12 protein-coding genes and 2 pseudogenes are annotated in these 19,369 nt (G+C 70.5%); 8 read left to right on the plus strand and 6 right to left on the minus strand.

Going from position 1 to position 19,369, the window contains the following annotated elements:
- Positions 1–47: 47 nt before the first annotated feature.
- The 5 genes from AB0924_RS36240 to AB0924_RS36260 all read left to right on the plus strand — a co-directional run bounded on the left by AB0924_RS36240 (position 48) and on the right by AB0924_RS36260 (position 7,016).
- On the plus strand, positions 48–1,052 hold the full coding sequence (locus AB0924_RS36240; RefSeq protein ID WP_366913726.1) for a sugar ABC transporter permease: 1,005 nt from the start codon (positions 48–50) through the stop codon (positions 1,050–1,052).
- Positions 1,053–1,065: 13 nt separating this feature from the next.
- On the plus strand, positions 1,066–1,986 hold the full coding sequence (locus AB0924_RS36245) for an ABC transporter permease subunit (protein WP_358939936.1): 921 nt from the start codon (positions 1,066–1,068) through the stop codon (positions 1,984–1,986).
- Positions 1,987–2,178: 192 nt separating this feature from the next.
- Positions 2,179–3,915: a glycoside hydrolase family 13 protein gene (locus AB0924_RS36250; RefSeq protein ID WP_358939938.1), complete on the plus strand. Its 1,737-nt coding sequence runs from the start codon at positions 2,179–2,181 to the stop codon at positions 3,913–3,915.
- Positions 3,916–4,069: 154 nt separating this feature from the next.
- The gene (locus tag AB0924_RS36255; protein ID WP_358939940.1) at positions 4,070–5,443 is read left to right on the plus strand and encodes an alpha-amylase family protein; all 1,374 of its coding nucleotides are present in this window, start codon (positions 4,070–4,072) and stop codon (positions 5,441–5,443) included.
- A gap of 118 nt (positions 5,444–5,561) precedes the next feature.
- On the plus strand, positions 5,562–7,016 hold the full coding sequence (locus AB0924_RS36260; protein WP_358939942.1) for a Yip1 family protein: 1,455 nt from the start codon (positions 5,562–5,564) through the stop codon (positions 7,014–7,016).
- On the opposite strand, the gene AB0924_RS36265 is transcribed toward AB0924_RS36260, so the two are convergent.
- A complete protein-coding gene (locus AB0924_RS36265) occupies positions 6,991–8,418 on the minus strand; it encodes a hypothetical protein (RefSeq protein WP_366913727.1) in 1,428 nt (475 codons plus the stop codon). The two genes, AB0924_RS36260 and AB0924_RS36265, sit on opposite strands and share 26 nt — an antisense overlap.
- Positions 8,419–8,885: 467 nt before the next feature.
- Here AB0924_RS36265 and pulA point away from each other — a divergent pair, with 467 nt between their 5' ends.
- Positions 8,886–14,291 carry a pullulanase-type alpha-1,6-glucosidase gene (gene pulA, locus AB0924_RS36270; protein WP_366913728.1) on the plus strand — a complete coding sequence of 1,802 codons (5,406 nt, stop codon included), beginning with the start codon at positions 8,886–8,888 and terminating at the stop codon, positions 14,289–14,291.
- Between the two features lie 31 nt (positions 14,292–14,322).
- On the plus strand, positions 14,323–14,685 hold the full coding sequence (locus AB0924_RS36275) for an isomerase (protein ID WP_358939948.1): 363 nt from the start codon (positions 14,323–14,325) through the stop codon (positions 14,683–14,685).
- 55 nt (positions 14,686–14,740) lie between these two features.
- Here AB0924_RS36275 and AB0924_RS36280 read toward each other — a convergent pair whose 3' ends face one another.
- The 5 genes and pseudogenes from AB0924_RS36280 to AB0924_RS36300 form a co-directional block, all read right to left on the minus strand.
- Complete coding sequence (locus AB0924_RS36280; RefSeq protein WP_358940287.1) at positions 14,741–15,430, minus strand: TetR/AcrR family transcriptional regulator; 690 nt, start codon at positions 15,428–15,430, stop codon at positions 14,741–14,743.
- 36 nt (positions 15,431–15,466) lie between these two features.
- Positions 15,467–15,862 (minus strand): annotated as a pseudogene (locus AB0924_RS36285) (2Fe-2S iron-sulfur cluster-binding protein); the annotation flags it as partial.
- Positions 15,863–15,873: 11 nt separating this feature from the next.
- Positions 15,874–16,185: pseudogene (locus AB0924_RS36290) on the minus strand (metal-dependent hydrolase); the annotation flags it as partial.
- 150 nt (positions 16,186–16,335) lie between these two features.
- Entirely contained in the window at positions 16,336–18,249 is a 1,914-nt protein-coding gene (locus AB0924_RS36295; protein WP_366913729.1) for a hypothetical protein, read from the minus strand.
- Positions 18,250–18,312: 63 nt separating this feature from the next.
- Positions 18,313–18,831, minus strand: a complete 519-nt coding sequence (locus AB0924_RS36300) for a tetratricopeptide repeat protein (RefSeq protein ID WP_366913730.1) — start codon at positions 18,829–18,831, stop codon at positions 18,313–18,315.
- A gap of 114 nt (positions 18,832–18,945) precedes the next feature.
- On the opposite strand from AB0924_RS36300, the gene AB0924_RS36305 reads away from it, so the two are divergent.
- Positions 18,946–19,338, plus strand: a complete 393-nt coding sequence (locus AB0924_RS36305) for a hypothetical protein (RefSeq protein ID WP_358940285.1) — start codon at positions 18,946–18,948, stop codon at positions 19,336–19,338.
- Positions 19,339–19,369 lie beyond the last annotated feature (31 nt).

Below are 19,369 nucleotides of genomic sequence, written 5' to 3' on the forward strand. Positions count from 1 at the left end.
ACCGCCTGTGCCCGGCCCAACCCTGATCTTCCAGAAGGTGTCGAACCATGACAGTCGCCATCGACCGCGCGACCGGCAAGCGCCGCGGTGACCGCGCGCCTCGGCCCGGGCTGGGCCGGCGCATCAAGAGTGGCTACCAGAAACACTGGTACGCGTACGCGATGATCGCCCCGGTGGCGGTCGTGCTGGGCGCGCTGGTGATCTACCCGCTGGTGTACGGCCTGTACCTGACGCTCACCGACGCCAACAGCCTCAACACCGCCCGCACCATCGGCGTCAACCACATCGACGCCACCTACAAGTTCATCGGGCTCGACAACTACAAGGACATCCTGTTCGGCCCGACGGCGTACGACCGCTTCTGGTCGCACTTCATCTGGACGATCGCCTGGACCGCCCTCTGCGTCGCGCTGCACTACTGCATCGGCCTGGGCCTCGCCCTGCTGCTCAACCAGAAGCTGCGCGGCCGCACCTTCTACCGGCTGATCCTCATCCTGCCGTGGGCCGTGCCCACCTTCGTCACCGTCTTCGGCTGGCGCTTCATGCTCGCCGACGGAGGCGTCATCAACTCGGCGCTCGACGCGCTGCACCTGCCGGCCCCGCTGTGGCTGGAGGACACCTTCTGGCAGCGGTTCGCCGCCATCATGGTCAACACCTGGTGCGGTGTGCCCTTCATGATGGTCTCCCTGCTCGGCGGCCTGCAGTCCATCGACTCCTCGCTCTACGAGGCGGCCGAGATGGACGGCGCGAACGCCTGGCAGCGCTTCCGGTACGTCACCCTGCCCGGGCTGAGGTCCGTCAGCTCCACCGTCGTCCTGCTGGGCATCATCTGGACGTTCAACCAGTTCGCGGTCATCTTCCTGCTCTTCGGCAACACCGCCCCGGACGCACAGATCCTCGTCACCTGGGCCTACTACCTGGGCTTCGGACAGCAGCCGCGTGACTTCGCGCAGTCGGCCGCCTACGGCATCCTGCTGCTGGCCATTCTGATCGTCTTCACCTCGTTCTACCGCCGCTGGCTGAACCGCAATGAGCAGCAGCTCGCGATCTGAGGCAGGAGTCCCCATGAGCACCACGACACCTCCCGAGGCCACCGCCCAGAAGCCGGTGACCCCCCAGGTCCTCGAGGCCCTGAACCGCGGCCCGGCGCCCCGCCGGGGCAAGCGCCGCCCCCTGGCCTCCCTCGCCTCCCACGGCATCCTCACCGTCGCGAGCCTGATCGCCCTGTTCCCGATCGCCTGGCTGGTCTTCCTCTCCCTCGGACCGGACAAGGACGACTACCTGCACCCGGGCGGCATCTGGCACAAGATGACGTTCAGCAACTACTCGTTCGTCCTGCAGCACACCGGCTTCTTCGACTGGATGAAGAGCTCGCTGATCGTCTCGCTGGGCACCACCGTCATCGGCGTCTTCGTCGCGGCCACCACCGGCTACGCCGTGTCCCGGATGCGCTTCCCCGGCTACAAGAAGTTCATGTGGGTGCTGCTGGTCACCCAGATGTTCCCGATCGCCGTGCTCATCGTGCCGATGTACCAGATCCTGTCGGACCTGCAGCTCATCGACAGCTACCTGGGCCTGATCCTGGTCTACTGCTCGACCGCGGTGCCCTACAGCGCCTGGCTGCTCAAGGGCTACTTCGACACGATCCCGTTCGAGATCGACGAGGCGGGACGGGTCGACGGCCTCACCCCGTTCGGCACCTTCTTCCGGCTGATCCTGCCGCTCGCCAAGCCGGGCCTGGCGGTCGCCGCCTTCTACAACTTCATCACCGCGTTCGGTGAGGTCGCCTTCGCCTCGACGTTCATGCTCGACGACACCAAGTACACCTTCGCCGTCGGTCTGCAGAGCTTCGTCAGCGAGCACGACGCCCAGCGCAACCTGATGGCGGCCACCGCCGTGCTGGTCGCGATACCCGTGTCCGCGTTCTTCTACCTCGTGCAGAAGAACCTCGTCACCGGCCTCACCGCCGGCGGCACCAAGGGCTGACGCCCGCCGGAGTAATGCTCCCGCGCGCCGCGAGGCGCGCGGGTAGGCGGCCGCGGTGTCCATCCGACCCCGCCGGCACCGCGGCCGCCTCGCAAGCACCGGCCACCGCCGCCGTACATACGCCCATCACTGACCCTTCCCCCGCGCCCGGCCCCGCCCTGGCGGGGGGACCCCCACCGCATCAAGGACGCCATGAGCCAGCAGAATTCTGCAGCCCCGGCCACCGACTCCGCCGTCGCCACCGTCGCCGCCAGCCGTGACTGGTGGCGGGACGCGGTCATCTACCAGGTCTACCCGCGCAGCTTCGCCGACAGCAACGGCGACGGCATGGGCGACCTGGAGGGCGTGCGCTCCCGCCTCCCGTACCTGCGCGACCTCGGTGTCGACGCCGTGTGGCTCAGCCCCTTCTACGCCTCACCGCAGGCGGACGCCGGCTACGACGTCGCGGACTACCGCGCCGTCGATCCCATGTTCGGCAACCTGCTCGACGCCGACGCCCTGATCCGCGACGCCCGCGGGCTGGGCCTGCGGGTCATCGTCGACCTCGTCCCCAACCACTCCTCCGACCAGCACGAGTGGTTCAAGCGCGCCCTGGCCGAGGGCCCCGGCTCCCCGCTGCGCGAGCGCTACCACTTCCGCCCCGGCAAGGGGACGGACGGCGAGCTGCCGCCCAACGACTGGGAGTCCATCTTCGGCGGCCCGGCGTGGACCCGGGTGACCGAGCCGGACGGCACCCCGGGCGAGTGGTACCTGCACCTGTTCGCCCCCGAGCAGCCCGACTTCAACTGGGAGCACCCGGCCGTCGGCGACGAGTTCCGCTCCATCCTGCGGTTCTGGCTGGACATGGGTGTGGACGGCTTCCGCATCGACGTGGCCCACGGCCTGGTGAAGGCCGACGGCCTGCCCGACCTCGGCTCCCACGACCAGCTCAAGCTGCTGGGCAACGATGTCATGCCGTTCTTCGACCAGGACGGCGTGCACGAGATCTACCGTCAGTGGCGCACTGTCCTGGACGAGTATGCCGATACGATGGGGCCCGAAGGGCCTTCCGCAGAAGGGCGGGGGCGGGAGACGGGTGGGCGGATCTTCGTCGCCGAGGCGTGGACGCCGACCGTCGAGCGCACCGCCAACTACGTCCGCCCGGACGAGCTGCACCAGGCCTTCAACTTCCAGTACCTGAGCACCGAGTGGGACGCCGCCGAGCTGCGCACGGTCATCGACCGCACCCTGGAGGCGATGCGCCCGGTCGGCGCCCCGGCCACCTGGGTCCTGTCCAACCACGACGTCACCCGGCACGCCACCCGCTTCGCCAACCCGCCCGGCCTCGGCACCCAGATCCGCACCGCCGGCGACCGCGATCTCGGCCTGCGCCGGGCCCGCGCGGCCTCCCTGCTGATGCTCGCCCTCCCCGGCTCGGCGTACATCTACCAGGGCGAGGAACTGGGCCTGCCGGACGTGGTGGACCTGCCCGACGAGGTGCGCCAGGACCCCGCGTACTTCCGGGGCGCCGGCCAGGACGGCTTCCGCGACGGCTGCCGGGTGCCGATCCCGTGGACCCGCGAGGGCTCCAGCTACGGCTTCGGCGACGGCGGGAGCTGGCTGCCGCAGCCGGCGAGCTGGGCCGAGCTGAGCGTGGAGGCGCAGACCGGCGTGCCCGGTTCGACGCTGGAGCTGTACCGCTCCGCGCTCGCCCTGCGCCGCTCCCAGCCCGGTCTGGGCGCGGGCGAGTCGGTGGAGTGGCTGCGGGCCCCGGAGGGCGTGGTGGCGTTCCGGCGGGGCGAGTTCGTGTGCGTCGCCAACACCACCGGCGAGTCGGTGACCATGCCGGCGTACGGCCGGGTCCTGCTCACCAGCGGTGAGGTGACCGAGGCCGGCGGCGAGGCGAAGGTGCCGGCGGACACCACCGTCTGGTGGACCGCGGCGGTCTGACGCCCCCTCTGAAATTTCTTGCATCAACTTCACACGGGCCCGCTGCCTTTCAGGCAGCGGGCCTTTAACATCTGCGTCACCGCAAGTTTGCTGAAATATTTCAGCAAGCGCCTTCAGCGGTACCCCACACCCTTCGATGAAGAAGGAACCCCACATGGCACGCAGAACCCTCGCCGCGGCGGTCGCCCTCACGGCCGCTGCGCTTGTCATGACCCCGACTATGGCGCAGGCCTCCCCGCCCGGCACCAAGGACGTCACCGCGGTGCTCTTCGAGTGGAACTACGCCTCGGTGGCCCGCGAGTGCACCAGCACCCTCGGTCCCGCCGGCTACGGCTACGTCCAGGTCTCCCCGCCCGCCGAGCACATACAGGGCTCGCAGTGGTGGACCTCGTACCAGCCCGTCAGCTACAGGATCGCCGGCCGGCTCGGCGACCGCGCGGCCTTCCAGAACATGGTGAACACCTGCCACTCGGCGGGCGTGAAGGTCGTCGTCGACACGGTGATCAACCACATGTCGGCGGGCAGCGGCACCGGCACCGGCGGCTCCTCGTACTCGAAGTACAACTACCCGGGCCTGTACTCGTCCTACGACTTCGACGACTGCACCTCCCAGATCAGCAACTACCAGGACCGCTGGAACGTCCAGCACTGCGAACTGGTCGGCCTGGCCGACCTCGACACCGGCGAGGAATACGTCCGCAAGACCATCGCCGGCTACATGAACGACCTGCTCTCCCTGGGCGTGGACGGCTTCCGCATCGACGCGGCCAAGCACATCGACAGCGCCGACCTCGCCAACATCAAGTCGCGGCTGACCAACCCCGGCGCCTACTGGAAGCAAGAGGTCATCTACGGCGCGGGCGAGGCCGTCCAGCCCACCGAGTACACCGGCAACGGGGACGTCCAGGAGTTCCGGTACGCCTACGACCTCAAGCGGGTCTTCAACAACGAGAAGCTGGCCTACCTCACCAACTACGGCGAGGGCTGGGGCTACATGAGCAGCTCCAAGGCCGGCGTCTTCGTCGACAACCACGACACCGAGCGCAACGGCTCCACGCTCAACTACAAGAGCGGCGCCAACTACACCCTGGCCAACGTCTTCATGCTGGCCTGGCCCTACGGCGCCCCCGACGTCAACTCCGGCTACGAGTGGTCCGACGCGGACGCCGGCCCGCCCAACGGCGGCCAGGTCAACGCCTGCTGGCAGGACGGCTGGAAGTGCCAGCACAAGTGGCCGGAGATCATCAACATGGTCCCCTTCCGCAACGCCACCCGGGGCCAGTCGGTCACCAACTGGTGGGACAACGGCAACAACGCGATCGCGTTCGGCCGGGGCAGCAAGGGCTACGTGGCCATCAACCACGAGTCCTCCTCGCTGACCCGCACCTACCAGACCTCGCTGCCCGCGGGCACCTACTGCAACGTGCAGAACAACACCACGGTGACGGTGAACTCCAGCGGCCAGTTCTCGGCCACCCTCGGCTCGAACACGGCGCTGGCCATCTACGCCGGCAAGTCGAGCTGCTGACCCGCCCCTGACCGGGCCCACCGCGTCCCGCCCGGGCGCGGTGTGCCCGGTCACGGCCCCGGGGCCGACCGGAGCAATCGCGCGTGCGCGGCTCCGGCACCTGTTCGAGGCTGGCCCCATGAGCATCCGTCCCTGGGTCGTCGTCGAGGCACCGGACGGCCGTGGCCTGCGCCGGGTCACCATCGGCAACGACACCGTGGGCAGCGCCTGGTCGCAGCGTGAGCTGCGCCGGATACTGGACCGCCTCGGGTACCCGGAGCTCGATCTGGCGGACCCGGCCACGGTGTGCTGGCGCGGCGGGGACAGCGGCACCTGGCCCGACCGGGCCCTCCAGCGGCGCGTGACCGGTGTGCTCATGGCGGCGGGACTGCTCGCTTCCGCGGTCCTCAACGGTCTGATCGGATGGCCGGACGCCTCCGGCGCCCAGACGTTCGCGCAACGGCTGACCGGGGTCCTGTTCGTGCTGTCCGGTCTGGTGCAGCTCGCGGCGGCGGTCGCGGTGTTCGACCACTGGGGGAGGCGGCAGTCCCGGATCTCCGGTGCCGTCGTCCTGCTCGGCGTCCTCATATCGCTGGCCACCGACAGCCTTCTCGTCCTGATGTGGCTGGAGGAGACGGAGTACACGCCCTACATGCTGGCCTTCATGCCGCTGTGGTGCTGGTCTGTGTGGGCCCTCTGGCTGCTGGTCCGGCAGCGGGCGTGGCAAGGGGTGCCGCACCCCAGGACATTCGCGGCCGGCGTGTTCGTGCCGGCTGTCTTCACCGCTCTCAGCCTGGCGTACTCGACCATGTTCCAGCCCGCGGTGGCCCCCATACGCCTGACCCTGAAGACGGAATTCGGAACGGCGCGGGCGGACCGCACACTCCCCTTCGTCCAGATCCCGCTGAAACTCTCCGTCAAGAACACCGGGGATTTCTCCGTGCACGTCGTCATCGATGACTTGAGCGTCTACGGGAGAACCGCCAAGTATTCGGAGCGCGGCACGTCGACCACGGAAACGTGGCGGAAGAGCTTCGACGAGAACGACGAGGAGGCGGAACTTCACGTCGATCAGCCGTCCTTCACCCTCATAAGCAGCGAACGCTTCTACTCGCCCGGCCAGGTGATCGAGGGAGGTCAGGAAGACACCCTGGAGCACGTGTTCCAGATCCCCAGAAGCGCGAAGTATGATGTGCTCTACGCCATGGCGCAAATAACGTACATAAAGACGGACCGGGGTCGTATCGACGCCGATGAATTCAGCAAGCCGCATCCGTCGTGGAAGAAGAGCGAGGGGCGCTTCTACTGCTCCGCGGAGAATCCGTGCCAGCCGCAGCTCGTACATCTCGCCAGACTGCGCAGCGACAACAACCTGGTCGACGTGACCCGTGGCGCGCGCTACGTCCTGGCGATCTGGGCTCCCGAGAGAACGCCCGTGTACTCCATATCCTCGTACCACTTCCAGAGCAAGGGCATCATCTTCTCGCAGGAGAAGCGAGAGCGGGACCGGTACGGTGTCGCGACGATCAGCGCGCACTCGGAGGCCTCCATGGCGGAATTGATGAAGTCTATTCCTTCTCCTTCGCCACCTTGACCCAGGTGCCCGACTCGACACCCGAGTCCTGGTCGAGCTGCAGAGCGGCCCGCAGGCAATGCAGCGCCGGAGTTCCCAGTGCCCCGAACAGCTCGCTCGCCGGTACCGAGTCGGCCAGCCTGGGAATGAGTCGCTTGATCTCGAGCTGCGCGTCGGCGAACTTGTCGTTGCGCAGTTGAGTGAGGACATCGAGGAAGTCGTCGCCCTTCTCCCTGGACTTCCAGAAGTCCTTGACGCCCTCCGTGTTCCACTTCTCGGGGAGCAGGTCCTTCAGATTCCTGCCGAGGCTCTTCTCCGGGGCGTACTCGAAGATGGAATTGGTGCAGACCTCGGCCGCCTTGCCGAGCCGCACGTCCGGCAGGCCCTGCGCGGAGACCGCTTCCTCCTGCTTCTTCCTCATGCGCTCGATCTGCTTGCCCAGCTCCTTGCGCGCCTTCTCCCGTTCCTCGTCCGACGCCCTGGGGTCTCCGGCCCTGTCCAGCGACGAACTTGCCTCGTACGCGCTCTGCGCCAGTTCCTTGCGCCCCCCGTCGGGCGTGTTCGGGTCGCCGCTCGTGAGCATCGCCACCACGACCGCCTGCGCGCTCCGCAGGCCGCCCGGACCGGTATGACCCGTTCTCGCCTCGTTGCCTGTGTAGCGCAGCAGCCGGCTCGTGGTCCGGACGTGGTACTCGCGTACCGCCTGCGGCATGCCGCGGTCACCGAGCCGGGGGAGACCGGAGGCCAGACCGCCGACGACGGAGAAGGCCTGTTGCCGATCCTCGGGCGACAGCGCGGAGTTGCCGGCTGCGTCCAGGGTGGAGACCACCTGCTTCACGAGACCGGTCAGCTCCCTCCGCACCGCCGGGGGTGTCCGGGGGTCACCGATCACCTCCAGGGTGGAGCTCACCGCCCGGGCGCTGCGGAGGACCGCGTCACGTTCCTGCGGCGGGGTCCGCGGATCCCGCACCGTGCGCAGGGCGGCGGTCAGTCGCTCGATGCTCGGCGCCAGTTCCCCGGGCGCTTCGTCCTTCTTCCGGTCCAGGTCCGCGGTCGCCCCGTCGATCTCCTGCTCCGGCTGCTCGGGGGCGGTGGAGCGCGCCGTGTCGCTGTCGGTGGGGTTCGGGGTCCCCGTCCCGCTCGTGGTGGACGGGGAGGGCGATGTCTCCGAGGGCGTGCTGGGCGGCGTCGTAGGGCCGGGGGGCGTCGAGGGTGACGTGGTGGTCGGTGCCGGCGGAGGAGGCGTCGGCGACGGAGGCTCCGGAGAGGGAGGCGTGGACTCGGCGGGCGGATCCGACGAGGCCCGGTCGCCGGCCATGGGCGCCGGCGTGCCGGCCGCCTGGCCCAGGGGAAACGCGAGCGCCGCTGCCAGAACGGACGCACCGGCCAGGTGCGCGACGTGTCGCCGGGTGGTGCTGGCCATCATGAATCCTCTTCACCCGTTCGCCGTGTCCCGCGACGGAGTGCGCGCCGGTGGAGAGGCCGGATGGGCCCGGTCCTCGGCGATGGTCCCGGCCCGGCGGGCCGGGCGTCGCCGTCGCGGCCACCCCCCTCCACGCTCACTCCGGGGGCGGTGCGCCGCAACCGGGGTGCCGGGGGCGGCGCCGCTCCGTCCCGCGGCGGACGCGAAGCCCGATTGAAGCGTCAACGGTTGTTCCGTCAACCGATCGGTGTGAACGGCCTCTTCGTCCCGCTCGCGCCGGCCTCCGGAGCCCCCTCGCGACGCCCCCGGCGGCGGAGAGGCGGGGGTGCAAGTACTTGCTATGGGTTTCAACCCTCTTGCTGTAAACCTTTCGTGAGCGATACGGTCGCGCGGGCGCCCGGCATCGGAGCCGAGCCGCGGCGTGGGGTCGGACCCAGAAGAGCCGTAATCGCTAGGAGTTCCCGCCTGTGATACCGAGATGGCCGGCGCCCTCGAAGCGCCGTACCCCGTACCGGCGGAGGGCCGCGGCCGTGACCGCCGCCGCCCTCGCCGCCGCCCTCGTGCAGCCGGTGTCCGCCCACGCGGACACACCGCCCGCGCCCCCCTCGGACGCCGCGCTCGCCGCCCAGGCCGCCCGGCACGACGACACGCGCGAGCAGTTCTACTTCGTCATGCCGGACCGTTTCGCCAACGGGGACACCGCCAACGACAAGGGCGGCCTCACCGGTTCGCGCCTGAGCACCGGCTACGACCCCACCGACAAGGGGTTCTACCAGGGCGGTGACCTCAAGGGCCTGACCAAGCGGCTCGACTACATCAAGGGGCTCGGCACCACCTCCATCTGGATGGCGCCCATCTTCAAGAACCGCCCCGTCCAGGGCACCGGGGACAACGCCTCCGCCGGCTACCACGGTTACTGGATCACCGACTTCACCCAGGTCGACCCGCACTTCGGGACCAACAAGGACTTGTCGACCCTCATCTCCAAGGCACACGCCAAGGGCATGAAGGTCTTCTTCGACGTCATCACCAACCACACCGCCGACGTCGTGGACTACCAGGAGAAGTCCTACGGCTACCTGTCCAAGGGCGCCTTCCCGTACCTGACGAAGGACGGCAGGCCCTTCGACGACAGCGACTACGCCGACGGCACGAAGAAGTTCCCGGCCACCGGCGCCGGCTCCTTCCCCTACACCCCGAAGGTCACCAGCAAGAGCAAGGTCCCGGCCTGGCTCAACGACCCCACGATGTACCACAACAGGGGCGACTCGACGTACGCCGGCGAGTCCACCACCTACGGCGACTTCTCCGGCCTCGACGACCTGTGGACCGAACGTCCCGAGGTCGTGCGGGGCATGGAGAAGATCTACCAGCGGTGGGTCGAGGACTACGGCATCGACGGTTTCCGCATCGACACCGTCAAGCACGTCGACATGGATTTCTGGACCCAGTGGGCGACCGCGCTGGACGCCTACGCGGCCGCGCACGGGCGGAAGAACTTCTTCATGTTCGGCGAGGTCTACTCCGCCGACACCTCCGTCACCTCCCCGTACGTCACCCAGGGCCGGCTGGACGCCACCCTCGACTTCCCCTTCCAGGACGCGGCCCGCTCCTACGCCTCCCAGAGCGGCAGCGCGCGGAAGCTGGCGGGCGTCTTCGGTGACGACTACAAGTACACGACCGACAAGGCCAACGCGTACGAGCAGGTCACCTTCCTCGGCAACCACGACATGGGCCGCGTCGGGTACTTCCTGAAGCAGGACAACCCCAAGGCCACCGACGCCGAGATCCTCAAGAAGGACAAGCTCGCCAACGAGCTGATGTTCCTCAGCCGCGGCAACCCGGTCGTCTACTACGGCGACGAGCAGGGCTTCACCGGCGCCGGCGGCGACAAGGACGCCCGCCAGACGATGTTCGCCTCGAAGGTCGCCGACTACCTCGACGACGACGAGATCGGCACCGACCGCACCCACGCGAGCGACGCCTACGACACCGGCGCCCCGCTGTACCGGCAGATCGCCGCGCTCGCGAAGCTCCGCAAGGCCAACCCGGCCCTGACCGACGGGGTCCAGACCGAGCGCCACGCCGCCGACGGCGCCGGGATCTACGCGTTCACCCGCACGGACGCGAAGACCGGCCAGGAGTACGTCGTCGCCCTCAACAACGCCGACGAGGCGAAGACGGCCACCTTCACGACCGGTTCGGCCGGCATGTCCTACCGGGGCATCCACGGCGCCGACGACACCCGTGCCTCCGGCGCGGACCGCGAACTCACCGTCACCGTCCCGGCCGGCACCGCCGTCGTCTACAAGGCCGCGGGCACCCTCGCCAAGCCCGCCACCGAGCCGACGATCACCCTGAAGGCACCGGCCGCCGGCGCCACCGGGACCGTCGAGCCGAGCGCGGACGTCGAGGGCGGGCGGCTCAACCGCGTCGTCTTCGCCGCCCAGGTCGGCAACGGCAAGTGGCGCACGCTCGGCTCCGCCGACCACGCCCCCTACAAGGTCACCCAGGCCATCGGCGGGGACGTACCGGCCGGCACCGCCCTGCGCTACAAGGCGGTCGTGATCGACTCGGCCGGGCACACCGCGAGCGCCACGGCGAGCACCACCACCGGCACCCCGGCCGCCCCCGAGGTCCCCACGGCCTCCTCCCGCGACTACGCGGTCGTCCACTACAAGCGCACGGACGGCGACTACGCCGACTGGGGCCTGTACGCCTGGGGCGACCTCGCCGACGGCGAGGCGACGAACTGGCCGGCCAGCCACCCCTTCGTGGGCCGCGACGCCTACGGCGCCTTCGCCTACGTCAAGCTCAAGCCCGGCGCCTCCAACGTCGGCTTCCTGGTCATCGACAAGGACGGCAACAAGGACGTCTCCGCCGACCGGTCCATCGACGTCACCAGGACGGGTGAGGTCTGGATCGAGCAGGGCAAGGACGACGTACTCACCAAGAAGCCCGACTATCCGGCCCAGGACACCGCCAAGGCGGTCGTCCACTACCACCGCGCCGACGGCGACTACGACGGCTGGGGCCTGCACGTCTGGACGGGCGCCGCGAACCCCACCGACTGGTCGAACCCCCTGAAGCCGGTGAAGACTGACACCTATGGCGCGGTCTACGAGGTACCGCTCACCGAGGGTGCCACCAGCCTCAGCTACATCATCCACAAGGGCGACGACAAGGACCTCCCGACCGACCAGTCCCTGGACCTCAAGGCCGACGGGCACGAGGTGTGGCTGTTGAACGGCCAGGAGCAGTACCTCCTGCCGCAGCCCGCGGGCAGCGCGGCCGCCCTCGACCTGACCACCTCCAAGGCGGTCTGGATCGACCGGGACACCGTCGCCTGGAACGGCGCCGACGGCGCCGCCTCCACCCAGCTGCTCTACTCCCCGGACGGCTCCATCGCAGTCGAGGACGGGACGCTGACCAGCGACGACGAGCACTGGCTGCGTCTGGACAAGACGGCGCTCACCGACGCCCAGAAGGCGAAGTTCCCGCACCTGAAGGACTACACCGCCTGGTCCGTCGACCCGCGTGACCGGGACCGGGTGCGCGCGGCCCTGAACGGGCAGCTCGTGGCCTCGCAGCGGGCCGCCAACGGCGCCGTGCTGGCGGCGACCGGCGTGCAGATCGCCGGGGTGCTGGACGACCTGTACCCCGGCGCGACCAAGGCCGCCCTCGGGCCGACCTTCCACGACGGCAGGCCGACCCTCGCCGTCTGGGCGCCGACCGCGCAGAGCGTCCACCTCGACCTCGACGGCAAGGCCGTGAAGATGCGCCGGAACGCCACCACCGGCGTCTGGTCCGTCACCGGCCCGGCGTCCTGGAAGGGCAAGCCCTACCGGTACGTCGTGAAGGTGTGGGCGCCCAGCGTCCGCAAGATGGTCACCAACAAGGTGACCGACCCCTACTCGGTCGCCCTCACCGCCGACTCCGAGCGCAGCCTCGTCGTCGACCTGAACGACCGGACCCTGGCGCCGGGCGGCTGGTCGGCGCTGCGCAAGCCCGCGGCCGTACCGCTGAAGGACGCGCAGATCCAGGAGCTGCACATCCGGGACTACTCGGTCGCCGACAAGACCGTCCCGGCCAGGGACCAGGGCACCTACCTGGCGTTCACCGACAAGAACAGCGACGGCTCCAAGCACCTGCGCGCGCTGGCGAAGTCCGGCACCTCGTACGTGCACCTGCTGCCGGCCTTCGACATCGCCACCATCCCCGAGAAGAAGTCCGACCAGGCGAGCCCGGACTGCGACCTGGCCTCCTACCCGGCCGACTCCGGCAAACAGCAGGAGTGCGTGGCGAAGACCGCCGCCAAGGACGCCTACAACTGGGGCTACGACCCGTACCACTACACGGTCCCCGAGGGCTCGTACGCCACCGACCCCGACGGCACCGCCCGCACGGTCCAGTTCCGCAAGATGGTGCAGTCGCTCAACCAGGACGGCCTCCGGGTCGTCATGGACGTCGTCTACAACCACACGGCCGCCAGCGGCCAGGCCGACACCAGCGTGCTCGACCGGATCGTGCCCGGCTACTACCAGCGGCTCCTCGCCGACGGCTCGGTGGCCAACAGCACCTGCTGCGCCAACACCGCGACCGAGAACGCGATGATGGGCAAGCTGGTCGTGGACTCGATCGTCACCTGGGCCAAGGAGTACAAGGTCGACGGCTTCCGCTTCGACCTCATGGGGCACCACCCGAAGGCCAACATCCTCGCGGTCCGCAAGGCCCTCGACGCGCTCACCCTCAAGAAGGACGGCGTCGACGGCAGGAAGATCATCCTGTACGGGGAGGGCTGGAACTTCGGCGAGGTCGCGGACGACGCGCGCTTCGCGCAGGCCACGCAGAAGAACATGGCCGGCACCGGCATCGCCACCTTCTCCGACCGGGCCCGTGACGCGGTGCGCGGCGGCAGCCCCTTCGACTCCGACCCCGGCGTCCAGGGCTTCGCCTCCGGGCTGTACACCGACCCCAACTCCTCCACCGCCAACGGCACGAAGGAGGAGCAGAAGGCCCGGCTGCTGCACTACCAGGACCTGATCAAGGTCGGCCTGAGCGGCAACCTCGCCAAGTACCGGTTCACCGACTCGGCCGGCAAGGAGGTCTCCGGCGCCGAGATCGACTACAACGGCGCCCCGGCCGGCTACGCGGACGCGCCCGGCGACGCCCTCGCCTACGTCGACGCGCACGACAACGAGTCACTGTTCGACGCCCTGACCTACAAGCTCCCCAAGGACACCTCAGCGTCCGACCGGGCCCGCATGCAGGTCCTGGCGATGGCCACGGCCGCCCTCTCGCAGGGCCCGGCGCTCTCCCAGGCGGGCACCGACCTGCTGCGCTCGAAGTCGCTGGACCGCAACTCCTTCGACAGCGGCGACTGGTTCAACGCCATCCACTGGAACTGCGCGGACGGCAACGGCTTCGGGCGCGGGCTGCCCATGGCGGCCGACAACGAGTCCAAGTGGCCGTACGCCAAGCCGCTGCTGAGCACGGTGAAGGTGGGCTGCCCGCAGATCACCGGCGCCTCGGCCGCGTACCAGGACCTGCTGCGCATCCGTACCTCGGAGAAGGCGTTCTCCCTCGGTACGGCCGCGCAGGTGCAGGACCGGCTGTCCTTCCCGCTGTCGGGGAAGGACGAGACGCCCGGCGTGATCACCATGCGCCTCGGCGACCTGGTCGTCGTCTTCAACGCCACCCCGCAGCGGCAGGAGCAGCGGATCGGCGCCCTCGCCGGCGGCCACTTCCGGCTGCACCCGGCGCAGGCCACGGGCAGCGACCCGGTGGTGAAGTCCGCCTCCTACGCGGCCGGGTCGGGCACGTTCACCGTCCCGGCGCGGACCGTGGCGGTGTTCAGCCGGTCGGCCGAGTAGGGTCGGGCCGACGCCGAGAACAGGAGTGCTCATGCCGCAGATCACCGTCGACTACTCCCGCACGCTGGAGGACGCCTTCGACCGCGCGGGCTTCGCGCGGGCGCTGCACGAGGCTGCCGTCGGGATCGCGGCGGCGAAGCCGGAGGCCTGCAAGACGCAGTTCCGGCCGAGCGCTCACACGGCGTACGGGTACGAGGACCCGGCGGAACACGGGCACGCCGTCGTGCACGTGACCATCGGGCTCCTCGCCGGCCGCAGCGACGAGACGAAGGCACGGCTCATCGAGGCCGTGCTGGAACTGCTCCGGAAGTACATCGGCGAAGGCGGCCCGAGCGTGCACGGGTCCGCCGAGATCCGCGACCTGGACGCCTCCTACCGGAAGTTCGACCGGTAAGCGGTTAGGTCGTGTCCGCAAAGTCGCGACGCAGGCGCGACTTTGCGGACACGACTTAGGAAGCCAGGGCGATGAGCCGGCCGACGAGCTCCGCGAAGGGGCCGTCGGCCGGCTCGTTCTCCACCATCGTGCGCAGCAGCAGCGCCATGTCCGCGTCGTGGGCGGCGCTGACGGCGGCCAGGGCTGCGAAGTCGTGCACGAGCTGGACCTCCAGTTCGGCACGCGGGACGCGTCGGCCGTCCAGCCAGATCAGCGCCGTCGACTCGGCCAGCGAGATCCAGCTCCGGACGACCAGTTCCAGGCGTGGGGGAGCGTCGGTGACGCCCAGGTGCGCGAGCATCTGCTCGTAGGCGGCCTGCCGCACCGAGTCGATCAGCGCGTTGGTCGTGGAGGAGCCGACCGCCGGGCCACCGCGCATCAGCGCCGAGAAGCCGGGGCCGTGCTCGTCCACGAAGTCGAAGAAGCGGCGCATCACCCGCAGCAGCCGGGCCCCGAGCGGGCCTTCGTGCGGCTCGGCGAAGCGGCTCGCCAGATCCTCGGAGGCACGCTTCAACGCGGCCTCGTACAGGCTGAGTTTGCCGGGGAAGTAGTGGTAGACCAGCGGGCGCGAGATGCCCGCCGCGGCCGCTATCTCGTCGATGGAGACCTCGTCCGGCGAGCGCCTGCTGAACAGGTCCAGGGCGACACCGATCAACTGCTGGCGCCGCTCCTCCACGCCCATCCTGCGGCGAACCCCGGTAGTCATACGAACACCTTACCGATCGAATTCGGCCGTCGGCGTTCACATGTCGAGCACCAGCCGGTCGCTCCTGGCCCGCGACACACAGATCAGCATCGAATCGGCACGCTCCGCGTCCGTCAGCAGCTCGTCCCGGTGGTCGACCTCGCCCTCCACGACCCGCTGTTGGCAGGTTCCGCAGAAACCCTGCTCGCAGGAGTAGGCGGTGTCCGGCAGTTCGCTCCGGACGGCGGCCAGCACGGAGGAGCCGGCCGGGACGGTCAGCGTCCGCCCGCTGCGTCGCAGCTCCAGCTCGAACCCGGCGTCCCCCGCGGCGGACGCACGCGCCGCGAACCGCTCCAGGTGCAGCGTGGCGTCCTCCGGCAGCCGCGCCTCCACGGCCGCCATCAGCCCCTCGGGCCCGCAGCAGTACACGGCCGTGCCCTCAGGCAGACCGGCGAACAGCGCGTATCGAGCCCCTGCTCCCTGAGGTGCGGCAGGACCTCGTCGTGGGCCTGGGAGTGCATGGCCTCCTGCCCGATGAAGCCGATGACGTCCTCGCGGAGCCGGTCGTCCCGGATCAGCGGCAGCACCTGCTTGTACACGTGCACGAACCACCGCTCACCGGCGGGCAGCAGCAGATGCAGCACATTGATGGTGTGCGTGGTGAACGGGTCGCCGGGCACCCAGTGCAGCGGTGTGTCCTCCCAGGAGAAGGACACGTCGCGGGCCTTGAGCGGTATCCGCTCGGACTCCACCGGCCGGGCCTGCTTATTGGACATGGCGTCAATGTACTGACGGGTAGGCCCGCTGAGAACCCCTCTGCGCCGCCTTGTTGACGTCGGTGTCAACTAGGGCCTGTTGCGAAAGCGGCCGCCCTTCGGGCGACGAGGCCACTTTCGCAACAGGCCCTGGGGCCGGGGACGTCCCGTCTAGCGCAGCCCGCCGATCGTCCTGCCGTCCTTCAGGGTCCCCTTCAGGTCCGCCCGCGTCCCCTGACCGGCCTTGACCGCCAGCAGCGGCCCCTGACCGGCCGCGGTGATCCCGCCGTTCGCCCGGACCCCGGTGACGTCCGGGCCGCCCGCGGCCAGCAGGTACCAGTCCCCGGTCCTCGCCTTCCACAACACCCCGGCCAGCACCTGCGGATCACGGGCTCCGCAGGCCGCCACATCGGCGCCCTTGGCGACCACCGCCCCGGCGGCCCCGCCCGGCGTCCGGAACTGGGCCAGCGTGGCCGTACCGCCGCCGCGCCAGGTCTCGGTCCTGGTGCACACCCACTGGCCCGCACCGCTCCCGTCGGGCAGCGGCTGCTCGGCGAACGCCCAGGCGTTGACGCCGCGCACCCCCGCCGAGCGCTCCGTGGCCAGCGAGCAGGCGAACGGCGCCCAGGCGCGCAGCCCCTCGGCCCCGGCCGCCTCGACGGGGGCGCCCGGACGCCCGGCGGTGAGGTGCGCGGGCACCAGCTCGCCCAGATCGGTGTGGAGCTGATCGCCCGAGGGACCGGTGAGCTGGAGCACGTTCCACGAGGTGCAACTGCCGGTCCGCAGGGCCGGGCTGGCCAGCGGTGCGGTGACGCCGTCGGTGACGGGGAGCGGCAGCGGGGCCGCGTCCGGCTTCATCAGGTCCCGCTGGGCGGCCTTGCGCACCCAGGGAGCGGTCAGATAGCGCACGTTGCCGTCGGAGCGGCCCAGCACCAGCGCGCTCGCCTCGGTGCCGGTCGAGCCGTCGGTCCGGGCGAAGTCCAGGGCCGCGCCCGCCGTGCCGTCCCTGGGCTCGGCGTAACGGGCGATGCGCAGGCCGTCGTAGAGGATCACCACGCGCGCGCTGTCCACCTCGCCCGCGTACAGCAGCTGGGGCGGGCCCGCCGGGCCGCCGGTCTGGGTGCCCGGGGTCGCCGAGACGCGGACCGTGTCGCCGGGCCTGGCCCACACGGCGAGGGCGCGGCGCAGCAGCGCCCGGTCGCCGGTGAGCGCGCCCCGCGCCGGCCACACGGAGAAGTCGGTGCGGGCGGAGGACCGCCAGGCGGCCGGTGCGATCCGGATCAGCTTGCCGGGTTTCAGGGCGGCTTCGGCGGCCGGGTTCTCCGCGTAGAGCGGTGCGGCGGCGCCGTCGGGGCCCCAGCCGCCGCCCGGGAGGGTCACCAGGGCGCCGCACACCGCGAGCGCGGCCGCCCCGGCGAGCGCCGCCTTGGTGTGCTGGCGGCGGCGCACCAGATCGGTGGGCCTGGCCTGCAGCGAGCAGGGGTCGAATTCGGGGGAGGAGAGCAGGGCGTCCTGCGCGGGCACCCCGTTGGCCTCGGACAGCGCCGCCTCGGGGCGGTCGACCCCGGCGGACGCGAGGATCCCGCGGACGCCCGAGTCCGGCAGCCGCTCAAGACCGCGCAGCACGTACGCGGCGCGGGCCGGTCCGGACAGCACGGACAGCCGCTGGTCCAGCGCGAGTTCGTCGGCCCCGCCGGAGCGCGGGAACAGCCGCAGACCCCACACGCGGGGGAGCGGCGGGCGCAACGGCGACAGCCGCGGCCGGCCCCTGCGGGTGCGGGCCGCCGCCAGCGCCGTACGCACGACCTCCTGCCGGACGAACGCGTACCCGGGGTCGCCGTCCCGGCCCGCGGACTGGGCCGGGATCACGGACTTGCGCCGGCGGCCGCGGGGCAGGGCACGCTGGGCGAGGGCGTGTGCCGTCAGCACCCGGCGGCCGCGGGCGAGGTCGGGTGGCAGGATCAGGTAGGCGAGCCGGACCAGCCGCGGGTAGTGCTCGACGAGCGCGGCCTCGGCCTGGTCGACGCCGACGTCGCGACCGGCGGCGGTTTTCGTGTGACGCTGGGCTACATCCTGTGACTGCACATCCCGGTGAACGAGCGAGCCGTCGGCAGGTCACCGCCGGGCAGGTGGCTCGCTCCGGGCGGCTCACTCCTCCGGTTCGACCAGCAGGCGCGCGTAGTTGGCCATCGACCGCTGGTAGCGCGGCAGGTGCGGGGCGAGGGCGCCGAGCACCAGGGACAGTCCCTCGCGGTCGCGGCCCAGGCTGGACAGGCACAGGGCGAGACAGGCCCGCACCGCGTCGTCCAACTCGTCGGACGGGCCGTCGAGTTCGGGGGTGAGCAGGGCGACGCCCTCCTCGGCCCGCCCGGTGTTCCGCAGCGAGCTGGAGAGCTGGATCCGCGCCCGGCGGCCCTTGTAGCCGTCGAGGCCGCGCGCCAGCGCCTCCCGGTACAGCGGCACCGCCCGGTCCGAGTGGCCGGTGGAGTCCCAGGCGCAGGCCCGCTCGAACGGGCCCAGCGGGCTGTCCTCCGGCAGCTCGGCGACGAGCTTGTCGATCAGGTCGCGGAACTCCCGCGCGCGCTCCTCCGGATAGTCGTCGAAGGAGGCCCAGGCGGCGGTCACACGGTCTTCCCAGTCTTGGTTCACCGGGTCACCCTCGCACACCTGTGCCCGCCGCCACACAGGATTGAGCGCGCCGGGCCCCGCGGCCGTATCCGTTGGGCGGGGTCCCGTGCCAGGGGCTCCACGCGGCATGCTGGTACCAGGACCGGAGGAACGATGAGGGTGACACGTGCGGTGCTCGGCGCCGCGGCCGTACTGGCGCTGGCGGGCTGCGGTGCGGGCGGGGAGGGCGAGAAGGTGCCGCCCACCGCGACCGGCAGCCTGGAGAGCCTGGCCGCCGAGGTGCGCTGCAAGCCGAACATGCAGACCGACGCCGACGAGATCCGCCAGGCCATCTGCCGCAACGGTGACGGGAAGTTCATCCTCGCCACCTTCGCCACCGACCGCGGCCAGCGGGAGTGGATCAACGACGCCAAGGACTACGGCGGTTACTACCTCGTCGGCCGCAAGTGGGTCGCGGTCGGCGACGACGGCGTCGTCCAGGCGCTGCGCGGCACGCTCGGCGGTGATGTGGAGACCGGCACGAACCACCACGCGCACAGCGGCTGAACCGGCCGCGCGGACACGGCGAAGGCCGGTG

This window comes from Streptomyces sp. NPDC047869 (genome assembly GCF_040704065.1).
Classification (GTDB): Bacteria; Actinomycetota; Actinomycetes; order Streptomycetales; family Streptomycetaceae; genus Streptomyces.